Below are 18296 nucleotides of genomic sequence, written 5' to 3' on the forward strand. Positions count from 1 at the left end.
ATGTTTTTAGTACTTTTGAATTTAAAGATTTTTTTAGGTATGAGCAAATGCGAGCAATGCATTATTAGGCAGTTTAATTCTCTTAAAGCCTTAACTAGAGAGGAATTGGTCAGGATTTCTGGATGTAAAACATCCAGAATGGTTAAAAAAGGAGAGGTTATTTTTGAAGAAGGAGAGACTGTTAATGGCGTGTTTTGTGTTAAAGATGGTGTTTGCAAATTATCAAAATTAAGTGCGAATGGTAAAGATCAGATTGTAAAATTAGTAGTCAAAGGTGATTTGTTAGGACAACGATCTTTAATAGGAGAGGAGTCGGCAAATTTAAGTGCTGTTGCACTCAATGATATGGAAGTTTGTTTTATCCCTAAGAGTGAGATTATGAATGATCTTGAAAATAATCCAAAGTTCACATTGGATATGTTACAGCAAATGGCTCACGATTTAAAAGAGTCTGACAATATTATAGTGGACATGGCTCAAAAGTCTGTTAAGAATAGATTGGCAGATGTGTTACTTTATATGAATGAGCATTTTGGTGTTGATGAAAATGGCTTTTTGTCTATTACACTTTCACGAGAAGACTATGCAAGTATTGTTGGAACAGCTACTGAGTCTGCAATTAGAATACTTTCACAATTTAAAAAAGAAGGTATGATTTCCACGAAAGGCAAACAAATAAAAATAGAAGATATTGAAGGCTTAAGACGTATAGAATAAAAAAAGCCCTAATTCTTTAGAGCTTTTTTTATTTAATTGAAGTCTTGATTAATCTAGTTTAAAAGTACTAATTTCCTTAAACGGATTTGTTTGAATTGTTGCCATTTTGGTTTGATATTGTTTCCACGAGTCCTTAAAAAATAAATTCGTTTCTTCCAGTGCACCATTTGTAGCATGTTCTGCTTGTTTAAGTAATGTATTTTCTGTTGCTGTTAATCCATTTTGTCTAGAGCTTACATACCAATCTGCAGCTCCTAATCGATCTGAAACAGAAACTACTGACGTATTGGTAATACCTTGACGATCATCTTGTTTTCCAAGGTATATATCAATAAGTGCATCTATCTCTTTAATGATGTCCTTAGACGCTTTGATTTCACCTTTATAAGTTTCTTTATTGAGATTGCTTAAATCGCTTTTATACTTATTAGCGATCTCTTTGCTTTCTACTAATTGCTTAACAGCATCAGCAATAGTTTGCTGCATCTTTTCAAGTCTTTTAGAAGCATTGTAAACTTCATTTATATTGCTTGGTGAGATTTCTAATCTTGGATCTGATTTAACCATTATCATTTCTTCGGAAGTTTGATCTCCAAAATGCAAAACGGCTTTATAAGTGCCAGGTTTTACAGATACACCACTAGGCTCTCTAGTTTGTTTTCTAATCATTCTTGATGGTCTGGAAGCACCTGCTTCATCCATGTTCCATGACCATTTGTAAATACCTGTAGAATCTGGAGCCTTTCTTTTCAATGTTCTCATTAAACGCTCGCCATCATAAATCTGCATAGTTAGCGAATCCCACTTTACTTTTGTTTCATCTTTCATATCGTCATTTTCTGACTCATCTTCATCATTTTCTGTTTTATCGTCTTTTTTCTTTTCATCTATTTTTACATAATATGAAAACACAGCTCCATTGCTTCTATTTTCGCCATGGTACATAGCATCTGCACCAAACCGACTTCCTGTTGGTTGCTGGTAAGCTGCCTGATACGCTGTAGGAGGTGTAAATAATTCTAATTTCTGATTTACAATTTGTTTGTTTTTAGCCATTTCTCTCAGTGGACGAATATCATCTAAAACCCAGGCAGCACGTCCAAAAGTTCCTATGATTAAATCGTGTTCTCTGGGATGAATTACTAAGTCTTTTACAGATACTGTTGGAAAACCTTGGGTCCATTTTGTCCATGTATTTCCAGCATCTATAGAAACATATAAACCATCATCTGTTCCTAAAAACATTAAGTTTTTCTCAATAGGATCTTCTATGATTGATAAAGTATAGCTTTCTACATCAGTAGCATCAACAATGCGTTGCCATGTTTTACCATAATCTTTGGTTCGGTAGGCATAAGGAGTATAGTTGAAGCGTCTGTAATCGTTAGCAATTAAAAGTGCTTCACCTTTATTTTTGTTAGAAGCTTTAATTTGTGGAATCCAGCTTCCAGCTGGTAAACCTTTAATGTTTTTGGTGACATCTGTATAGGTTTGTCCACCATTTTGAGTGTAATGTACTTTGCCATCATCAGTACCAACCCAAAACATGTTCTGTTCTACTGAAGAAGGTTCAATAACTAAAATAGAACAATGATTTTCAGCTCCAGTTGCATCCATAGTTAAGCCACCACTTTCGTTTTGTTTTAATTTTTCAGGATCATTGGTAGTTAAATCATCTGAAATGACTGTCCATGTTTCTCCTTTATCAGTTGATTTATGAACAAACTGACTTCCGAAGTAGAGTGTGTTATTATCGAACGGATCAATATTAATTGCTGAATTCCAGTTAAAACGTAATTCTACGTCAGGATCAGGATGGATTGGTCTTACCGTATAATTATTTCCAGTTTGCCAATCGTATCGGCTCACATAACCTTGCTGACTCATAGACCAGCCATAGCGAGAGTTGTCTTTATCTGGAACCACATCAAAGCCATCACCAAAACTAATTTCCTGCCAATAGCTATTTCTAATCCCTTGATCTCTCCAAACATAAGCAGGTCCTCTCCATGAACCATTATCTTGCATGCCTCCATAAACATTATAAGGAATTTCGTTATCAACATTGATGTGATAGAATTGAGCCACAGGTAAATTACCAATAAAACGCCAGTTTTTGCCACCATCTTTAGTGATATTCATCCCACCATCATTACCATCAATCATAAAATTTCCGTTGTCAGGATGAATCCACCAAGCATGATGATCTGGATGAACACCATTGCTAACACCATAAGCAGGCATCAGCTGTGTAAAGTTTTTTCCACCATCTTCAGAAACATTTACATAGGTATAAATGGAGTATACACGATTCTCATTTTTCGGATCTACGTAAATTTCAGAATAATAAAACGGACGATTCCCAATATCGCTTTTATCATTTATTTTTTTCCAGTTGAAGCCACCATCTTCACTTTTGTAAAGGGCATTTTTTTTAGCTTCAACTAAAGCATAAACTATATTTGGTTTATGAGCAGCAATAGCGACGCCAATACGACCTAATTCTCCATCAGGAAACCCTTCTTGTTCGGTGATTTTTTTCCATGTGTTTCCACCATCATGTGTGATGTGTAGTGCAGAACCCTCACCACCAGATTTAAAAAACCAAGGATCACGTTTGTGTTCCCACAGAGCTGCAATTAATTTATTCGGATTTGTAGGATCCATTACTAAATCGGCAGCACCAGTTTTGTTATTCGCGAACAATATTTTGTTCCAGGTTACACCTCCATCAGTGGTTTTAAAGACACCTCGCTCAGGATGTTCTCCCCAAGGAGATCCAATTGCCGCGACATAAACCGTATTTGGATTTGTTGGATCTATAATGACACGATGAATGTGTCGTGTTTTTTCAAGTCCCATTAAATGCCAAGTTTTACCAGCATCAAGAGATTTATAAATTCCGTAGCCACCATTTAAACTATTTCTAGGATTGCCTTCACCAGTTCCAACCCAAATCACACTAGGATTAGACTGCTGTATGGCAACAGCACCAATAGAAGCCGTTACTTGATTGTCAAAAATAGGATTCCAATTGATGCCACCTGATGTCGATTTCCATAAGCCTCCAGAAGCTGTACCAACATACAGGATGTCTGTATTATTGTGAACAACATCAATAGCTGTAACACGACCAGACATTCCACCAGGACCAATATTGCGTGGTTTTATATTTTTTACTAAATCCATGGATAATTTCTGAGAAAAAAGAGAAAAGGGTACCAGAAGTAACAAAAAGAGAACAGTTTTTTTCATGTGTAAAAATTAACGTTTTTTAAAGTTGCATAAAGATAATCAAAAGTTGTTGGCTTATGATTTTACAGGCAAACCTTTGAAAATATTTAACAAATTTACTAATATATTGTTCTCTGAAATTTTAAATAAGATGTTTTTATCCGAAATATGATAATTATCATATTTATTGTGTTTTTTGATGCATACTTTTGTGGAATAAAATTTAAAAAAAATGAAAACAACACTAAAACTTATGACTGTATTATTTGTAACACTACTAATGAGTTGTGGAGGCAAAGAAGAAAAGAAAAAAGAACCTATCTCTTATGGTAGAAAAGAAGCTCCTGCGAAAACAGAAACTCCGAAGGAAGCAGCAACACCACCATCAAAAAAAGTAGACTTAACCAATAAAGGTGTTGGGCCTATTACATCTGTAACATTAGATGCTGAAATTGATCAGAAAATGGCAGCTGAAGGAGGAGAAGTTTTTAAGAAAATGTGTACTGCTTGCCATAGAACAGATAAGAAATTTATTGGACCACCTCCAACAGGAATTTTGGAGCGTAGAACTCCAGAATGGGTAATGAATATGATTTTAGATCCAGAAGGAATGGTTAAAAATGATCCATTAGCAAAAGAATTATTAATGGAATTTAATGGTTCACCAATGGCAAATCAAAACCTTACTGAGGAAGAAGCTAGATCTGTATTAGAATATTTTAGAACATTATAAAAACATATTATGAAAACAACCAAAACAATCATGTTAGTTTTTGCACTTATGACATTTATATGCTCGTGTAAAAATGAAAGCAAAGAAGATGCCTCAACGAATACTACAGTTTCAGAAACTGAATCTGTTTCAAACGAAAAAAAAGGACAAGCCTTTATCGAAGATGATGAAGGAAAACCAACAGTATTAAGCATCGCAATTGGGTCAAAAGACCATACTACTTTAGTGGCAGCTGTACAAGCAGCTAGTCTTGAAAACGCATTAGTGAATGCTGGACCTTTAATGGTTTTTGCTCCAACTAATGAAGCGTTTGCAGCTTTGCCAGAAGGAACAGTTGAAAATTTACTAAAACCTGAAAACAAAGATGCATTGGCTAATATTTTGAAGTATCATGTAACTCCGGGAAATTATTCAAAAGAGTTTTTAACGAAATTCAAAAAGTTAGGTCAAGCAAATAATCAATATGTTATGGTAGAGGTTGTGGATGGAGAGCCTATGATTGGAGGTGCTAAGATACTTGGAAGTGTAAAAGCTGGTAATGGTATTGTACACGTGGTAGACAAAGTTTTGTTGCCACCAACAGAAGAATAAAAAACACTAATTTAAATTTATAAACTAATGAAAAATATATTAAAATCAACTATTGCAATAGTAGCTGTTTTTGCAGCATTTACAAGTTGTAATAATTCAAAAACAACAAACAATAAATCGGGAGCATTGGCAAGTAATGTCGCTGAAAAAGTATATGTTGCACCAGGTGAACACGATGAGTTTTATGCTTTTATCTCTGGAGGATATAGTGGTAATTTAACTGTTTATGGATTACCTTCAGGAAGAATGTTTAAAGAAATTCCTGTTTTCTCACAATTTCCAACTTCTGGATATGGCTATTCAGAAGAAACAAAACCAATGTTAAATACGTCTCACGGATTTATACCTTGGGGAGATTCTCACCATCCAGACATTTCACAAACTAATGGAGAAATTGACGGACGTTTTATTTTTATCAATGAAAATAACACGCCTAGAATCGCTAAAATTGATTTAAAAACATTTGAAACGACTGAAATTATTGAAGTACCAAATAGTGCTGGTAATCACAGTTCTTCTTTTGTAACTGAAAACACTGAATATGTGGTTGCAGGTACACGTTTTTCTGTGCCAGTTCCACAACGAGATATGCCAATTAAGGATTATAAAGGAAATTTTCAAGGTGCTTTGTCTTTTATTAGTGTAGAACCAGAACATGGTCATATGGATATAAAATTCCAAGTACTTATGCCAGGATTTAATTATGATTTATCGCATCCAGGACGTGGAAAATCTCATGGCTGGTTTTTCTTTACAACTTATAACACAGAGGAAGCAAGCACACTTTTAGAAGTTAATGCATCTCAAAACGATAAAGATTTTATCGCAGCTGTAAACTGGAAAAAAATTGAAGAGTATGTTAATAATGGTGGAGGTACTATGATGCCTGCTGAATATGCTCATAATGTTTATGATGAAGCAACACACTCTGCTACGTCTACCATGAAAAAAGAAGTACGTGTGGTAAAACCATCTGAAGTTCCTGGAGCTGTATTTTTATTACCAACACCAAAATCACCACATGGTTGTGATGTTGATCCTTCAGGAGAGTATATCGTAGGTAACGGAAAGTTATCTGCTAATTTAACGGTTCACTCTTTTACAAAAATGTTAGATGCTATCGAAAATGAAAAATTTGATGGTGAAGCATATGGTATTCCTGTTTTAAAATTTGAAGATGTTTTAGCAGGTTCAGTAGAACAACCAGGTTTAGGACCTTTACATACTGAATTTGATGATCAAGGAAATGCTTATACAACATTCTTTATCTCTTCTGAAGTTGTAAAATGGAAACTAGGTACATGGGAAGTTTTAGACAGACAACCTACATATTACTCTGTTGGTCACTTAACCATTCCTGGAGGAAACTCCAGAAAACCTCAAGGTAAATATATGTTTGCAATGAACAAAATCACAAAAGACCGTTACTTACCAACAGGTCCAGAATTAGAACACTCTGCACAGTTATATGATATTTCTGGAGATAAAATGGAGTTGCTTCTAGATTTTCCTACACACGGAGAACCTCACTATGCAGCAGCAATGCGAGCAGATCTTATTAAAGAACGTTCTCAAAAGATTTACAATTTAGAGGATAACAAACACCCTTATGCAGCTTTTTCTGATGCAGACTCTAAAGTGGTAAGAGAAGGTAATGAAGTACATATTTATATGACAACTATTAGAAGTCACTTCTCACCAGATAATATTGAAGGTATTAAAGTTGGAGATAAGGTGTATTTCCATGTAACAAACTTAGAGCAAGATTTTGATGTGCCTCATGGTTTTGCGGTCTTAGGTCAAAATACTTCAGAGTTATTAATTATGCCAGGACAAACTAAAACTTCAGTTTGGGAGCCTACTAAAGTTGGTGTCTGGCCATTTTACTGTACAGATTTCTGTTCAGCATTACACCAAGAAATGCAAGGTTATATAAGAGTATCTCCTGCAAATAGTGATACACCATTAAAATGGTCACTCGGAGAAGATATTGAGTAAACAATCTAGGGAAATTTTGTTTTAGTGTTTATTTTCCTATAAAAAGGCGAGAGTCAATTTTTCGCTCTCGCCTTTCTTTTTAAAACTAAAACACTAAAATCACTAAATAAAATTAAGATGAAAAAGTCAAATATCATCATGTTGCTCGCAGCAATTCTACCTTTAGGATTATTTCTCTTTCCACTATGGAAAATTACTTTAGAAGCACCACAATATCCTACTCCTTTGGGAATGTATATTCATATCAATGATTTTGCAGATGCCAATCCGCATGACATCAAAAACATCAACTTGATGAATCATTATGTTGGGATGAAATACATACCAGAGGCTATTCCTGAGTTTAAAATATTTCCTTTGGGAATTATCATAACTAGCGTCATAGGTCTTTTAATTGCTTTTAAGGGCAATTATAAATGGTTTTTAGGATGGTTTATTTTAATGATGGTTTTAAGTGCAGCAGGTATGTATGACTTTTATTTATGGGAACATGATTATGGTCATAACCTAGATCCTAAAGCGATTATGAAATTTACCAATCCAGATGGTACACAAATGGGATTTCAACCACCACTTTTTGGTAGCAAAGATATTTTAAACTTTAGAGCACATTCATATCCACAATTAGGTGCATTATTTTTAACTTTAGGCATTATCGCAGGATTTGTAGCCTATATCATTGGAAAGAAAAATTATAAAACGTCTTAGACTATGTAGCAAAAAAAAACAAAACACTAAAACACTAAAATCATGCAAACACTAAAACACTATTCAATCTTAGCATTGCTACTGCTTATCTATAGCTGTAATGTATCACCAAAACCCATCGATTATGGTCATGATGGTTGTCATTTCTGTAAAATGACCATCGTTGATAAAGTCCATGCTGCTGAAATAGTAACTCAAAAAGGAAAAGTCTATAAGTTTGATGCTACCGAATGTATGATCAATTTTATGGATGAGTTTGATACTTCAGAAATAGCATTGTACTTATCAAATGACTACATGACGCCTGAATCGTTAATCGATGCTACAAAAGCCACATTCTTAATAAGTGAAAATATTCCGAGTCCAATGGGCGCTTTTCTATCAGCTTTTAAATCGAAAGCAGATGCTGAAAAAATGCAAGCGGAAAAAGGAGGTACACTATATAACTGGAATGAACTACTGGCACATTTTAAAGACTAGTAGTATGAAAACAATATTAACATTTTTGTCTGTCATTTTATTGACTGGTTCTTGTTATGCATTACAAATTGAGGTTTGTAAAAGTTGTCCTGTTTCTACATTAAAAGAAGCTATTAGTCAGGCTAAAGACTTCGATACAATTTTTGTTAAAAAAGGAACGTATAAAGAGCACAATATTCTGGTCAATAAACCCTTAACGATTATTGGTAAAAACTATCCGGTAATTGATGGTGAGCTCAAAGGAGAGATCATCACAATTATATCAGATCATGTAACGGTTGATGGGTTATTTATCATTAATGTTGGTACAAGCTACACTGAAGACTATGCTGCTATTCGTGTTAGAAAAAGCAAGCATTTTGTGATTAAGAATTTGGTGTTAGAAAAGTTGTTCTTCGGAATATATATCGAAAAATCAAGCTACGGAAAAGTATTTCATAATAAAGTTATAGGAGATGCTGTTGAAGAATATAACTCAGGAAACGGAATACAATTATGGTATAGTAACCATATTGAAATTGAACATAATTATGTTGAACATGTACGTGATGGTATTTATTTAGAGTTTTCAGACGATTGTCTTATTAAAAATAATGTTAGTGCATTAAATGTACGCTATGGTTTACATTTTATGTTTTCAAATGACGATACTTACCAGGATAATATTTTTGAAAATAATGGAGCTGGTGTTGCAGTCATGTTTTCTAAAAAAATTAAAATGTACAATAATACATTCAAAGAAAATTGGGGAACTGCTTCATACGGAATGTTGCTAAAGGAGATTAATGATGCTGAAATCATAGGCAATACATTTGAAGAAAATACAATAGGAATTAACATTGAAGGCTCTAACCGAATCATTTATAAACACAATAATTTCAAAAATAATGGCTGGGCAATTAAAGTGAAAGGTGCTTGTTATACCAATTCATTTATTGAAAACAATTTTTTATATAATTCTTTTGATATTGCCTATAACAGTAAGATTAACGATAATAAATTTGATAGAAATTACTGGAGCAGTTATACAGGTTACGATTTAGATAAAGATGGTGTTGGAGATGTGCCTTACAGACCTGTTAAATTGTTTTCGTACATCGTAAACAGAACACCAGAAACCATCATTTTATTACGCAGCATGTTTATCGATATTATTGATTTTTCTGAAAAAGTTTCACCTGTGTTTACACCAGATAACCTATTGGATAATAATCCACTAACAAAACAAGTCAAATGGTAAGTATTGAAGGTTTACATAAAAAATTTGGAAAAAACCATGTGTTAAGTGGTTTAGATCTAACTATAAATGAAGGCGGAATTTTCGCTGTCCTTGGTCCGAATGGATCTGGAAAAACAACATTAATCAAGTCCATTCTCGGCATGGTAATACCTGATAAAGGCGTAATTCATGTGTTGGGAGAAAACATTAAGAAAAACTCAGAGTATCGACACAAAATTGATTACTTGCCACAGATTGCAAATTTTCCTAGTAATCTAAAAGTGAAAGAGTTGATTAAAATGATTAAAGATTTGCGTCAATATACCAATGAAGAGAGTCGCTTAATCGAACTTTTTAGATTAGAACCGTTTTTAGATAAAAAGTTAGGAAACCTTTCTGGAGGAACTAAACAAAAAGTGAATATCGTTTTAACCTTTATGTTTAATAGTCCGTTAATTATTTTAGACGAACCAACTACAGGATTGGATCCAATTTCGCTCATACGATTAAAAGATTTAATTCAAGCTGAAAAAGCTAAAGGAAAAACGATTTTAATCACGTCACACATTATGAGCTTTGTAGAAGAAGTTTCAGATGAGATTGTCTTTTTGCTAGAAGGTAAAATCTACTTTAGAGGAACAATTTCAGAATTAAGAACCAAGACCAATCAGCCAGATTTTGAACATGCTATTGCGTCTATATTAACCGACAACCATGCTTAAAATATTAAAATATAGTTTTTTCGATTTAATGCGTAGTCGTTGGAGTTACGTCTATTTTGCATTCTATTTATTATTGGGTATTGTACTCCTGTTTCTAAACAACGACTTGTCGAAAGCTGTCATTACCTTAATGAATGTTATTATTGTTTTGGTACCATTAATAGGAACCATTTTTGGTGTGATGTATTATTATAATTCTAAGGAATTTACAGAGTTGCTTTTAGCACAACCTTTAAAACGGTCTTCTATATTTCTCGGACAATATTTAGGTGTGGCTTTATCGCTCTCTATTAGTTTGGTTCTCGGACTTGGAATTCCATTTGTGTTTTATGGACTGTTTGAGAGTAGTGCGATTTGGGATTTTTCATTGTTACTGATTACCGGAACATTTTTGACCTTAATTTTTACGGCTTTAGCTTTTAATATTGCCCTGTCTAATGAGAATAAAATAAAAGGTTTTGGTTATGCAATTTTATTATGGCTGGTACTAGCGGTTATTTATGATGGTTTATTCTTAATGACTTTAATAATGTTTGAAGATTATCCGCTAGATAAACTGTCTTTAATTGGTACCATGATGAACCCAATAGATCTGTCTCGAACGCTTATTCTGTTAAAATTAGATATTTCAGCTCTATTAGGATACACAGGAGCAGTTTTTAAACAATTTTTCGGTACAAATTTCGGACTCATAGTCTCTTTTGTGATGTTAACAATTTGGGTAGTTTTACCTGTTTTGAGAATTGTATTTAAGTCGAAAAAGAAAGATTTTTAATTATGTTTTATCATAAACATATAACAAAATGATACCACTAATAGCCAGGAAAATAACATCTTATGTTTTAGTGTTTATATTATTTGCACATAATATAAATACACTGGCTATTATTGGAGATTTTGTAATCAACCAAGAGTTTATTGCTAAAACCTTATGTGTTCAAAAGGAAGCACAAAAAGGCTGTAATGGTAAATGCCAATTACGTAAAGAATTATCAGAAAGTAATACCACTTCACATTCTGATATACCATTTCAGCAAACTAAACAATTAGTATTAGATGCGTTTTTTATTTCAGATATTAATGAAGTTAATACACCCAGTTTAGAGTTTCAATCTCAAAAACAAAAATCGATTAGTAATGTGCAAAAACTAATCAAAATGTATCTCGAAATAGATACACCTCCACCAAACATTTGTTAATTTTTTAAATAAAAAAAATCAATTAGATTTTTCTCAAATTCTTACTTGAATTTTCAAGTGAGCAAGGCGGTTTAAACCCTATTTTAAACATTATTCATTAAAAATTAACATTATGAAATCTATTAAATTTATATACGTACTGGTACCAATACTATTTTTAGCACTACTAACAACATCTTGCTCTAAAGATGATGACGATGATAATCCCGTAATTACAAGTGAAGTTGAAGGACTTGTGAAAATTCAAGAGCTAACTAATGCAACACATACACTTGAATTGTTTAACGAAGAAGGCGATTTTTATACAGGTTATAATTCTGTTAGTATCAGATTAAAAGATAATGCAACGGATTCATACATTGAAGACGCATCATTTTCATGGATGCCGATGATGCAAATGCCAACAATGCAGCATTCTTGTCCAAGATCTGCTATTTCAAAAGCCTCAGGAAAAAATACAGTTTTTCAGGGCTATATCATATACCAAATGACAAATACAGATGGTTCAGGTTGGTCTTTAACAATTAATTATAGCGTTGATGGTGTAGATTATACTGCTACTGATACCATTGTTGTGAGACAAAATGATAACCAAAACGTCACTAGTTTCATGGGTAACGATGATAACCGCTATATCATTTCATTAATTAAACCAAACAACCCAATTATTGGTATTAATGATTTAATGGTTGGTGTGCATAAAATGGAAACTATGATGTCATTTCCTGTTGTTGAAGATTATACCATTGCATTAGATCCTAGAATGCCTGGTATGGGAAATCACAGTTCACCAAATAATACAGATTTATCGTACAATATTTCAGATCAAATGTATCACGGAAATTTATCTCTAACCATGACAGGATATTGGGTTCTTAATTTAAAATTGATGAATGCCAATGACACCATACTTAAAGGGGAAGACGTAACCGAAGATAATACACAAAGTTCTCTGTATTTAGAATTAGAATTCTAAAATTCTCGCAACTGTTTTATTGAACACAGTCGAAGTGTATCAAAATATATACTCACAATACTTCGACTGTGCTCTATGACAGCTTGTATTCTTTCATTTTTTAATATTGTACTGATGAAAAAAATCATTTTATATAGTTTTTGTATGCTTTTTAGCGGAATTATAGTTGCTCAGGAAGAAGAACCTGAAGTAAAAAAAGATACAACCAGGTTAACTGAAGTCATCGTTTTAAGCAGACGCAAATTGAATAATCACCGACAAGAAAAAACCTTGTCAAGTATTGATGATTATTTAGAAAAATCTAACAAAGTTGCCATGGTAAAACGTGGTAGTTATGCATGGGAACCTACGTTAAATAATATGAATAGTGAACGCTTAAATGTTACTATTGATGGTATGCAAATTTTTGGAGCATGTACAGATAAAATGGATCCTATTACTTCGTATGTTGATGTGTCAAATCTTGAAAAAGTAAGTATTGGCTCTGGGCAAAATGGTACCGAAAATGGACATTGCGTTGGAGGTGGTATTGATTTGCAATTGTCTTCAAGTAAGTTCTATCAATCAGGATTAAAAACCAACGTGGATTTAGGCTATGAAACCAATGGAAACTATAGAGTAGCAGGTTTGGATTTAGAATATTCTGGAAATACATTTTACATGAATGCTGATGGGATTTTTAGAACATCTGATAATTACGATGCTGGAAACAATACTGAAGTTTTGTATTCTCAGTTTCAAAAGTATAATGTCTCATTACAAACAGGCTTTAAACTTTCTGAAAGTCATTCTATTGATGCTAATATTATTTATGATAAAGCGACAGATGTTGGTTATCCTGCCTTACCTATGGATGTGTCGCTGGCTGAAGCTTTAATTACTTCAGTAACACATAACTATACCAATGATTCTACCTTTATAAAAACTTTAGAAACGAAGTTGTATTTTAATACAATCACACATATCATGGACGATTCTAAACGTCCAGACGTGCCAATTAGAATGGATATGCCAGGATGGAGTGATACTTTTGGGTTTTATTCTAAAGCAGCAACAACGTTAAAAAAGCATCATTTACTGTTTAATATAAATGGGTATTATAATCGCTCATTAGCAGAAATGACCATGTATCCAAATGATCCGAATCAGCCAGCAATGTTTATGTTTACCTGGCCAGATATTAGAACATTTTATACGGGAATTTTTGCAAAAGACATCTATGTTTTAAGTGATAAAGAACAACTTTCAACCTCTTTACGTTTTGGATACCAGAATAATACAATAGCAGAAGAAGTCGGTTTAGAAAGTCTCAAAATATTTTATCCTAATCTCGAAGATTCAAAAAATAGATTTTTAACGAGTCTGTCTTCAGATTATGCCTATAAAAAGAGTCATTACGATTGGTCTTTTGGCTTGGGTTATGGTGAAAGAGCGCCTTCTGTAAGTGAAGGTTATGGGTTTTTTCTATTCAATAGCTTTGATAATTATGACTATATAGGAAATCCAACGCTTGACAATGAAAAAGCTGTTGAGATCAATGCTAAGGCTAATTATCACAAAAACGGATTTCATATTGGAGTTGAGGCCTCGTATTTCTATATTATGGATTATATCATTGGTGACATTGATACGACTTTAAGTGCGATGACTATTGGTGCCACTGGTGTTAGAGTTTTTAAAGCCTTGTCAAATGCGTCAATATTTGATGTATATTTAAATTCGTCTTATGATTTATCAAAATCATTTTCTGTCAATGGTACTATAGGTTATAATTACGGTCGAGGTAGCAACGGCAAATCTTTACCACTAATCAGACCGTTTACGTATCTGGCTGAAGTTAACTATAAAGCAAAACAATTTAATGCTGCACTTCAATTACAAGGTAATGCCAACCAAAGTAATTATAGTAGTTTTTATGGAGAAGATGAAACACCTGCTTATGGCGTTTTAAACCTTAATTTTGGTAATGTGTTTTACTCTAAAGACACTAAATTCATTGTGAAATATGGCATTGAAAACCTCTTAGATACAAACTATTCTACATTTGCAGACTGGAATAATATTCCGAGACAAGGACGTAACTTCTATGTGAATATGTCTTTGGTATTACAATAATATATGTAAAAAGAACTTGAGATAAATAAATATCATGTGTTAGGTTGTCTGCTTTAAATAAACAGTATATCTAATTACTATAGTTGGCTTATTGAATCAAAAATTTAATTAAGATAAATTTATCCGAATTATGACATTTGTCATGCTTTTCAACTTCTCTTAACTCTATTTTTGTACCATAAATCAATTAAACATGAAGACAACCCTAAAACTATTAGTAGTATTAATCGCACTATCGATGTATAGTTGTATTGATAACAAAGAAAAAGTATACGAACATGCAGAAGATATTCCTGTAAGTAGAGAAATGACTGCAGAGTTAACATCACCACCTAATGTACCAACACCTGTAGGACGTAGAAAAGCTAAGAAACTTATTGTTGAAATGGAAATTCTTGAGAGAGAAGGCGAAATGACAGATGGTGTAAAATATGTGTATTGGACGTTCGGAGGCACAGTTCCTGGAAGTTTTATAAGAACTAGAGTAGGTGACGAAGTTGAGTTTCATTTACAAAACCATCCCGATAATAAATTACCACACAATATTGATTTACATGCTGTCACTGGTCCTGGTGGTGGAGCAGAATCTTCTTTTGTAGCTCCAGGACATGAAAAGGTATTCTCTTTTAAAACCTTAAACCCTGGACTATATGTCTACCATTGCGCTACAGCTCCTGTTGGGATGCATATTGCAAATGGTATGTACGGATTAATCTTGGTTGAGCCAGAAGGAGGTTTACCACTTGTTGATAAAGAATATTACATCATGCAAGGTGATTTTTATACTAAAGGAGCCAATGGAGAACGTGGTTTGCAACCTTTTGACATGCAAAAAGCAGTTGATGAAAAAGCAGATTATGTGGTATTTAACGGTAGTGTTGGAGCTTTAACAGGCGACAATGCCATAACAGCAAAAGTAGGAGAAACAGTAAGATTATTTGTGGGTAATGGTGGTCCAGGTCTAGTATCTTCCTTTCATGTTATTGGCGAAATATTTGATAAAGTATATGTAGAAGGTGGTGATTTATTAAACGAAAATGTTCAAACCACTTTAATTCCTGCAGGTGGCGCAGCTATAGTTGAATTTAGAGTTGATGTTCCTGGAACTTTTATTTTGGTAGATCATTCCATTTTTAGAGCTTTTAATAAAGGTGCTTTAGGAATGTTAAAAGTTGAAGGAGAAGAAGATAAGAAAATTTATTCTGGTGAAATTCGTGATGACATTTATTTACCTGAAGGACCTGGGATTCAATCCATGCCTACCACAGATGAAATTGTAGCATCTGAAGTTCCCGCAAAATCCTTCGATGAGCAAATGGAATTTGGAAAACAAGCTTATATGCAAACCTGTTTTGCTTGCCATCAGGCTGAAGGTCAAGGCGTACCAAACGCATTTCCACCATTGGCAAAATCAGATTATTTAAATGCAGATGTCGATCGGGCTATTGGAGCTGTACTTAACGGATTAACAGGTGAAATTACGGTTAATGGTGAAAAATACAATAGTGTGATGACACGCCAAATGCTTTCTCCTGATGAAATAGCAAATGTACTGACCTATGTTTACAACAGTTGGGAAAATTCAGGAAAAGTGGTTACAAAAGAAATGGTACTTAAAGTAAAAAACAAGAATTAATAGCATGAAAACCCAAGCCTTTAGACTCGTGTTTGTTTTATTAGTATTTCAAACAATGCTTTATGCACAGTCTGAAGACATGGTTTTTATTAAAGGAAGTCGTTATTTGCCATTATACGGAAGAGATTCTACAGTGGTTGAGGTCAAAGATTTTGAAATGGATATCTATCCTGTAACCAATGCCGAATTTGTTGATTTTGTAAAACGCTATCCAAAATGGGAAAAATCTAAAGCCTTAAAATTATTTACCGATAAAAGCTACCTGACAAATTGGAAATCAGATCAGGAATTAAAAGCCTCTGAAGATCCTAACAGTCCTGTAACTTATATTTCCTGGTTTGCAGCTAAAGCTTATTGTGAGTGTCAAGGCAAACGATTACCAACAGTAGATGAATGGGAATATGTAGCCATGTCTGATGAAACAACTAAAGATGCACGAGTTAAAGCCTCCTACAACGAACAAATTTTAGCATGGTATGAAGCACCTCGGTCTAATGAAAACAGGATTGGTGAAAATGCTAAAAATGTTTGGGGTGTTCATGATTTACATGGCTTGGTCTGGGAGTGGACTCTAGATTTTAATTCAGTTTTAATTACTGGTGAATCACGAAAAGATGTCGATAAAGACAGTAATCTATTCTGTGGAAGCGCGTCTGTTAACGCTACAGATTTAATGAATTATGCAGCTTTTATGCGTTACGCTATCAGAGGTAGTCTTAAAGCAAAATATGCAATGAAAAACCTTGGATTTAGATGCGTAAAAGATATTAATCAATAAAAAAATATGAAATCTTTAAAATATAGTGTCGTATTACTAATTACAGTTATAGCATTTTTAAGTTGTAATTCTGAGAAGAAATCTGGTGCTAATAATAGTGCTGAAATGTATCAGTGTCCTATGAAATGTGAAGATGATAAATTATATAATGATCAAGGAAGTTGCCCAGTTTGTAAAATGGATTTAAAACAAATTGAAACTGTTTCCGAAGCAAATTCAAGTACTGAAATCTCTGAAACTTCAGTTTTTAATTTAACCAGCAAATGGCATACTGAAGAAGGTGATGAGATTCAACTTCAGGATTTAAAAGGAAAAACTTTGGTTATGGTTATGATCTACACCTCTTGCAAAGCTGCATGTCCTAGGTTAGTAGCAGACATGCGAAATATTGAAGCTCAAATTCCAAGGGAGCAACTTCAGGATTTAAATTTTATACTGGTTAGTATCGATCCAAAAACAGATACACCAGAACGTTTAAAAGCATTTGCTATAGAAAACTTAATGGATGATGCACAATGGACTTTTTTACAAGGTTCAGAAAGTGGTGTTCGAGAATTTGCCAATGTGCTGGCTGTAAAATACAAACAAATTTCACCTATAGATTTTTCTCATTCTAATATTATTAGTGTGTTTAATTCAGAGGGTGAATTAGTGCATCAACAAGAGGGATTGGGTGTAGATAATAAAGAAACAGTACAAGCCATTCTAGAGTTAACAAATAAAAAATAATACTAATCAAAACTAAATACTATGTTATCAAAAAAACAAGCACGTGCTTTTTTTCTGGGAGGAACAGTTGTCACTTTTCTGATCTTTATTGTACTGACTATTTTTTCTTTTAGTAAAGCTCAAGACCAATCTAATGATGGAAACATTACAGAAGCAGTTGTAAGAGGAAAACAAATTTGGGAAGACAATAATTGTATGGGTTGTCATACTATTATGGGAGAAGGAGCTTATTATGCTCCAGAATTAACGAAAGTAATTGAAAGAAGAGGTAAAGGTTACATCAAAGCTGTATTAATGACACCTGTTGCTTGGGAACCAAATGGAAGAAAAATGGTGGCTTATGGCTTTTCGGAAGAAGAAGCTTTAGATCTTATTGAATTTTTTGATTGGATAGATAATATTGATTTAAATGGATTTGACACTGTAGTTTCACCATTAGCAAAAGACGATAATTAATTAAA

General features: G+C 33.4%; 17 protein-coding genes. 16 read left to right on the plus strand and 1 reads right to left on the minus strand.

Annotation, left to right across the window (positions count from 1 at the left end; genetic code table 11):
* The first annotated feature begins 39 nt into the window (after positions 1-39).
* The gene (locus tag ACRHNM_RS07260; RefSeq protein ID WP_431135647.1) at positions 40-717 is read left to right on the plus strand and encodes a Crp/Fnr family transcriptional regulator; all 678 of its coding nucleotides are present in this window, start codon (positions 40-42) and stop codon (positions 715-717) included.
* Between the two features lie 48 nt (positions 718-765).
* On the opposite strand, the gene ACRHNM_RS07265 is transcribed toward ACRHNM_RS07260, so the two are convergent.
* On the minus strand, positions 766-3972 hold the full coding sequence (locus ACRHNM_RS07265) for a VPS10 domain-containing protein (RefSeq protein ID WP_431135143.1): 3207 nt from the start codon (positions 3970-3972) through the stop codon (positions 766-768).
* A gap of 211 nt (positions 3973-4183) precedes the next feature.
* Here ACRHNM_RS07265 and ACRHNM_RS07270 point away from each other — a divergent pair, with 211 nt between their 5' ends.
* The 15 genes from ACRHNM_RS07270 to ACRHNM_RS07340 all read left to right on the plus strand — a co-directional run bounded on the left by ACRHNM_RS07270 (position 4184) and on the right by ACRHNM_RS07340 (position 18291).
* Positions 4184-4684, plus strand: a complete 501-nt coding sequence (locus tag ACRHNM_RS07270; protein WP_431135145.1) for a cytochrome c — start codon at positions 4184-4186, stop codon at positions 4682-4684.
* Between the two features lie 9 nt (positions 4685-4693).
* Complete coding sequence (locus ACRHNM_RS07275) at positions 4694-5275, plus strand: fasciclin domain-containing protein (RefSeq protein ID WP_431135147.1); 582 nt, start codon at positions 4694-4696, stop codon at positions 5273-5275.
* A 27-nt stretch (positions 5276-5302) separates the two neighbouring features.
* Complete coding sequence (gene nosZ / locus ACRHNM_RS07280) at positions 5303-7273, plus strand: Sec-dependent nitrous-oxide reductase (RefSeq protein ID WP_431135149.1); 1971 nt, start codon at positions 5303-5305, stop codon at positions 7271-7273.
* Between the two features lie 117 nt (positions 7274-7390).
* Positions 7391-7981, plus strand: coding sequence for a hypothetical protein (locus ACRHNM_RS07285; protein ID WP_431135151.1), 591 nt, complete (start codon positions 7391-7393; stop codon positions 7979-7981).
* Positions 7982-8023: 42 nt separating this feature from the next.
* The gene (locus ACRHNM_RS07290; protein ID WP_431135153.1) at positions 8024-8461 is read left to right on the plus strand and encodes a nitrous oxide reductase accessory protein NosL; all 438 of its coding nucleotides are present in this window, start codon (positions 8024-8026) and stop codon (positions 8459-8461) included.
* Positions 8462-8465: 4 nt separating this feature from the next.
* Positions 8466-9701, plus strand: a complete 1236-nt coding sequence (locus ACRHNM_RS07295) for a nitrous oxide reductase family maturation protein NosD (protein WP_431135155.1) — start codon at positions 8466-8468, stop codon at positions 9699-9701.
* Positions 9695-10402, plus strand: coding sequence for an ABC transporter ATP-binding protein (locus ACRHNM_RS07300; protein WP_431135157.1), 708 nt, complete (start codon positions 9695-9697; stop codon positions 10400-10402). Before ACRHNM_RS07295 ends, ACRHNM_RS07300 begins: the two co-directional genes overlap by 7 nt.
* The gene (locus ACRHNM_RS07305; RefSeq protein WP_431135159.1) at positions 10395-11177 is read left to right on the plus strand and encodes an ABC transporter permease; all 783 of its coding nucleotides are present in this window, start codon (positions 10395-10397) and stop codon (positions 11175-11177) included. The genes ACRHNM_RS07300 and ACRHNM_RS07305 overlap by 8 nt, the downstream gene beginning before the upstream one ends.
* A gap of 28 nt (positions 11178-11205) precedes the next feature.
* Positions 11206-11601 (plus strand): hypothetical protein, encoded by a 396-nt coding sequence (locus tag ACRHNM_RS07310; RefSeq protein WP_431135161.1) that lies wholly within the window; start codon positions 11206-11208, stop codon positions 11599-11601.
* A gap of 112 nt (positions 11602-11713) precedes the next feature.
* Positions 11714-12577 carry a hypothetical protein gene (locus ACRHNM_RS07315; RefSeq protein ID WP_431135163.1) on the plus strand — a complete coding sequence of 288 codons (864 nt, stop codon included), beginning with the start codon at positions 11714-11716 and terminating at the stop codon, positions 12575-12577.
* A 114-nt stretch (positions 12578-12691) separates the two neighbouring features.
* Complete coding sequence (locus ACRHNM_RS07320) at positions 12692-14692, plus strand: TonB-dependent receptor (protein ID WP_431135165.1); 2001 nt, start codon at positions 12692-12694, stop codon at positions 14690-14692.
* Positions 14693-14885: 193 nt separating this feature from the next.
* Positions 14886-16328 (plus strand): copper-containing nitrite reductase, encoded by a 1443-nt coding sequence (gene nirK / locus ACRHNM_RS07325; protein WP_431135167.1) that lies wholly within the window; start codon positions 14886-14888, stop codon positions 16326-16328.
* Between the two features lie 4 nt (positions 16329-16332).
* Positions 16333-17106 carry a formylglycine-generating enzyme family protein gene (locus ACRHNM_RS07330; protein WP_431135169.1) on the plus strand — a complete coding sequence of 258 codons (774 nt, stop codon included), beginning with the start codon at positions 16333-16335 and terminating at the stop codon, positions 17104-17106.
* Between the two features lie 6 nt (positions 17107-17112).
* Positions 17113-17835 carry an SCO family protein gene (locus tag ACRHNM_RS07335; protein WP_431135171.1) on the plus strand — a complete coding sequence of 241 codons (723 nt, stop codon included), beginning with the start codon at positions 17113-17115 and terminating at the stop codon, positions 17833-17835.
* 21 nt (positions 17836-17856) lie between these two features.
* The gene (locus ACRHNM_RS07340; RefSeq protein ID WP_431135173.1) at positions 17857-18291 is read left to right on the plus strand and encodes a c-type cytochrome; all 435 of its coding nucleotides are present in this window, start codon (positions 17857-17859) and stop codon (positions 18289-18291) included.
* The last annotated feature ends 5 nt before the right edge of the window (positions 18292-18296 follow it).

The sequence above is a fragment of the Psychroserpens mesophilus genome, from assembly GCF_050617655.1.
Classification (GTDB): domain Bacteria; phylum Bacteroidota; class Bacteroidia; order Flavobacteriales; family Flavobacteriaceae; genus Psychroserpens; species Psychroserpens mesophilus_A.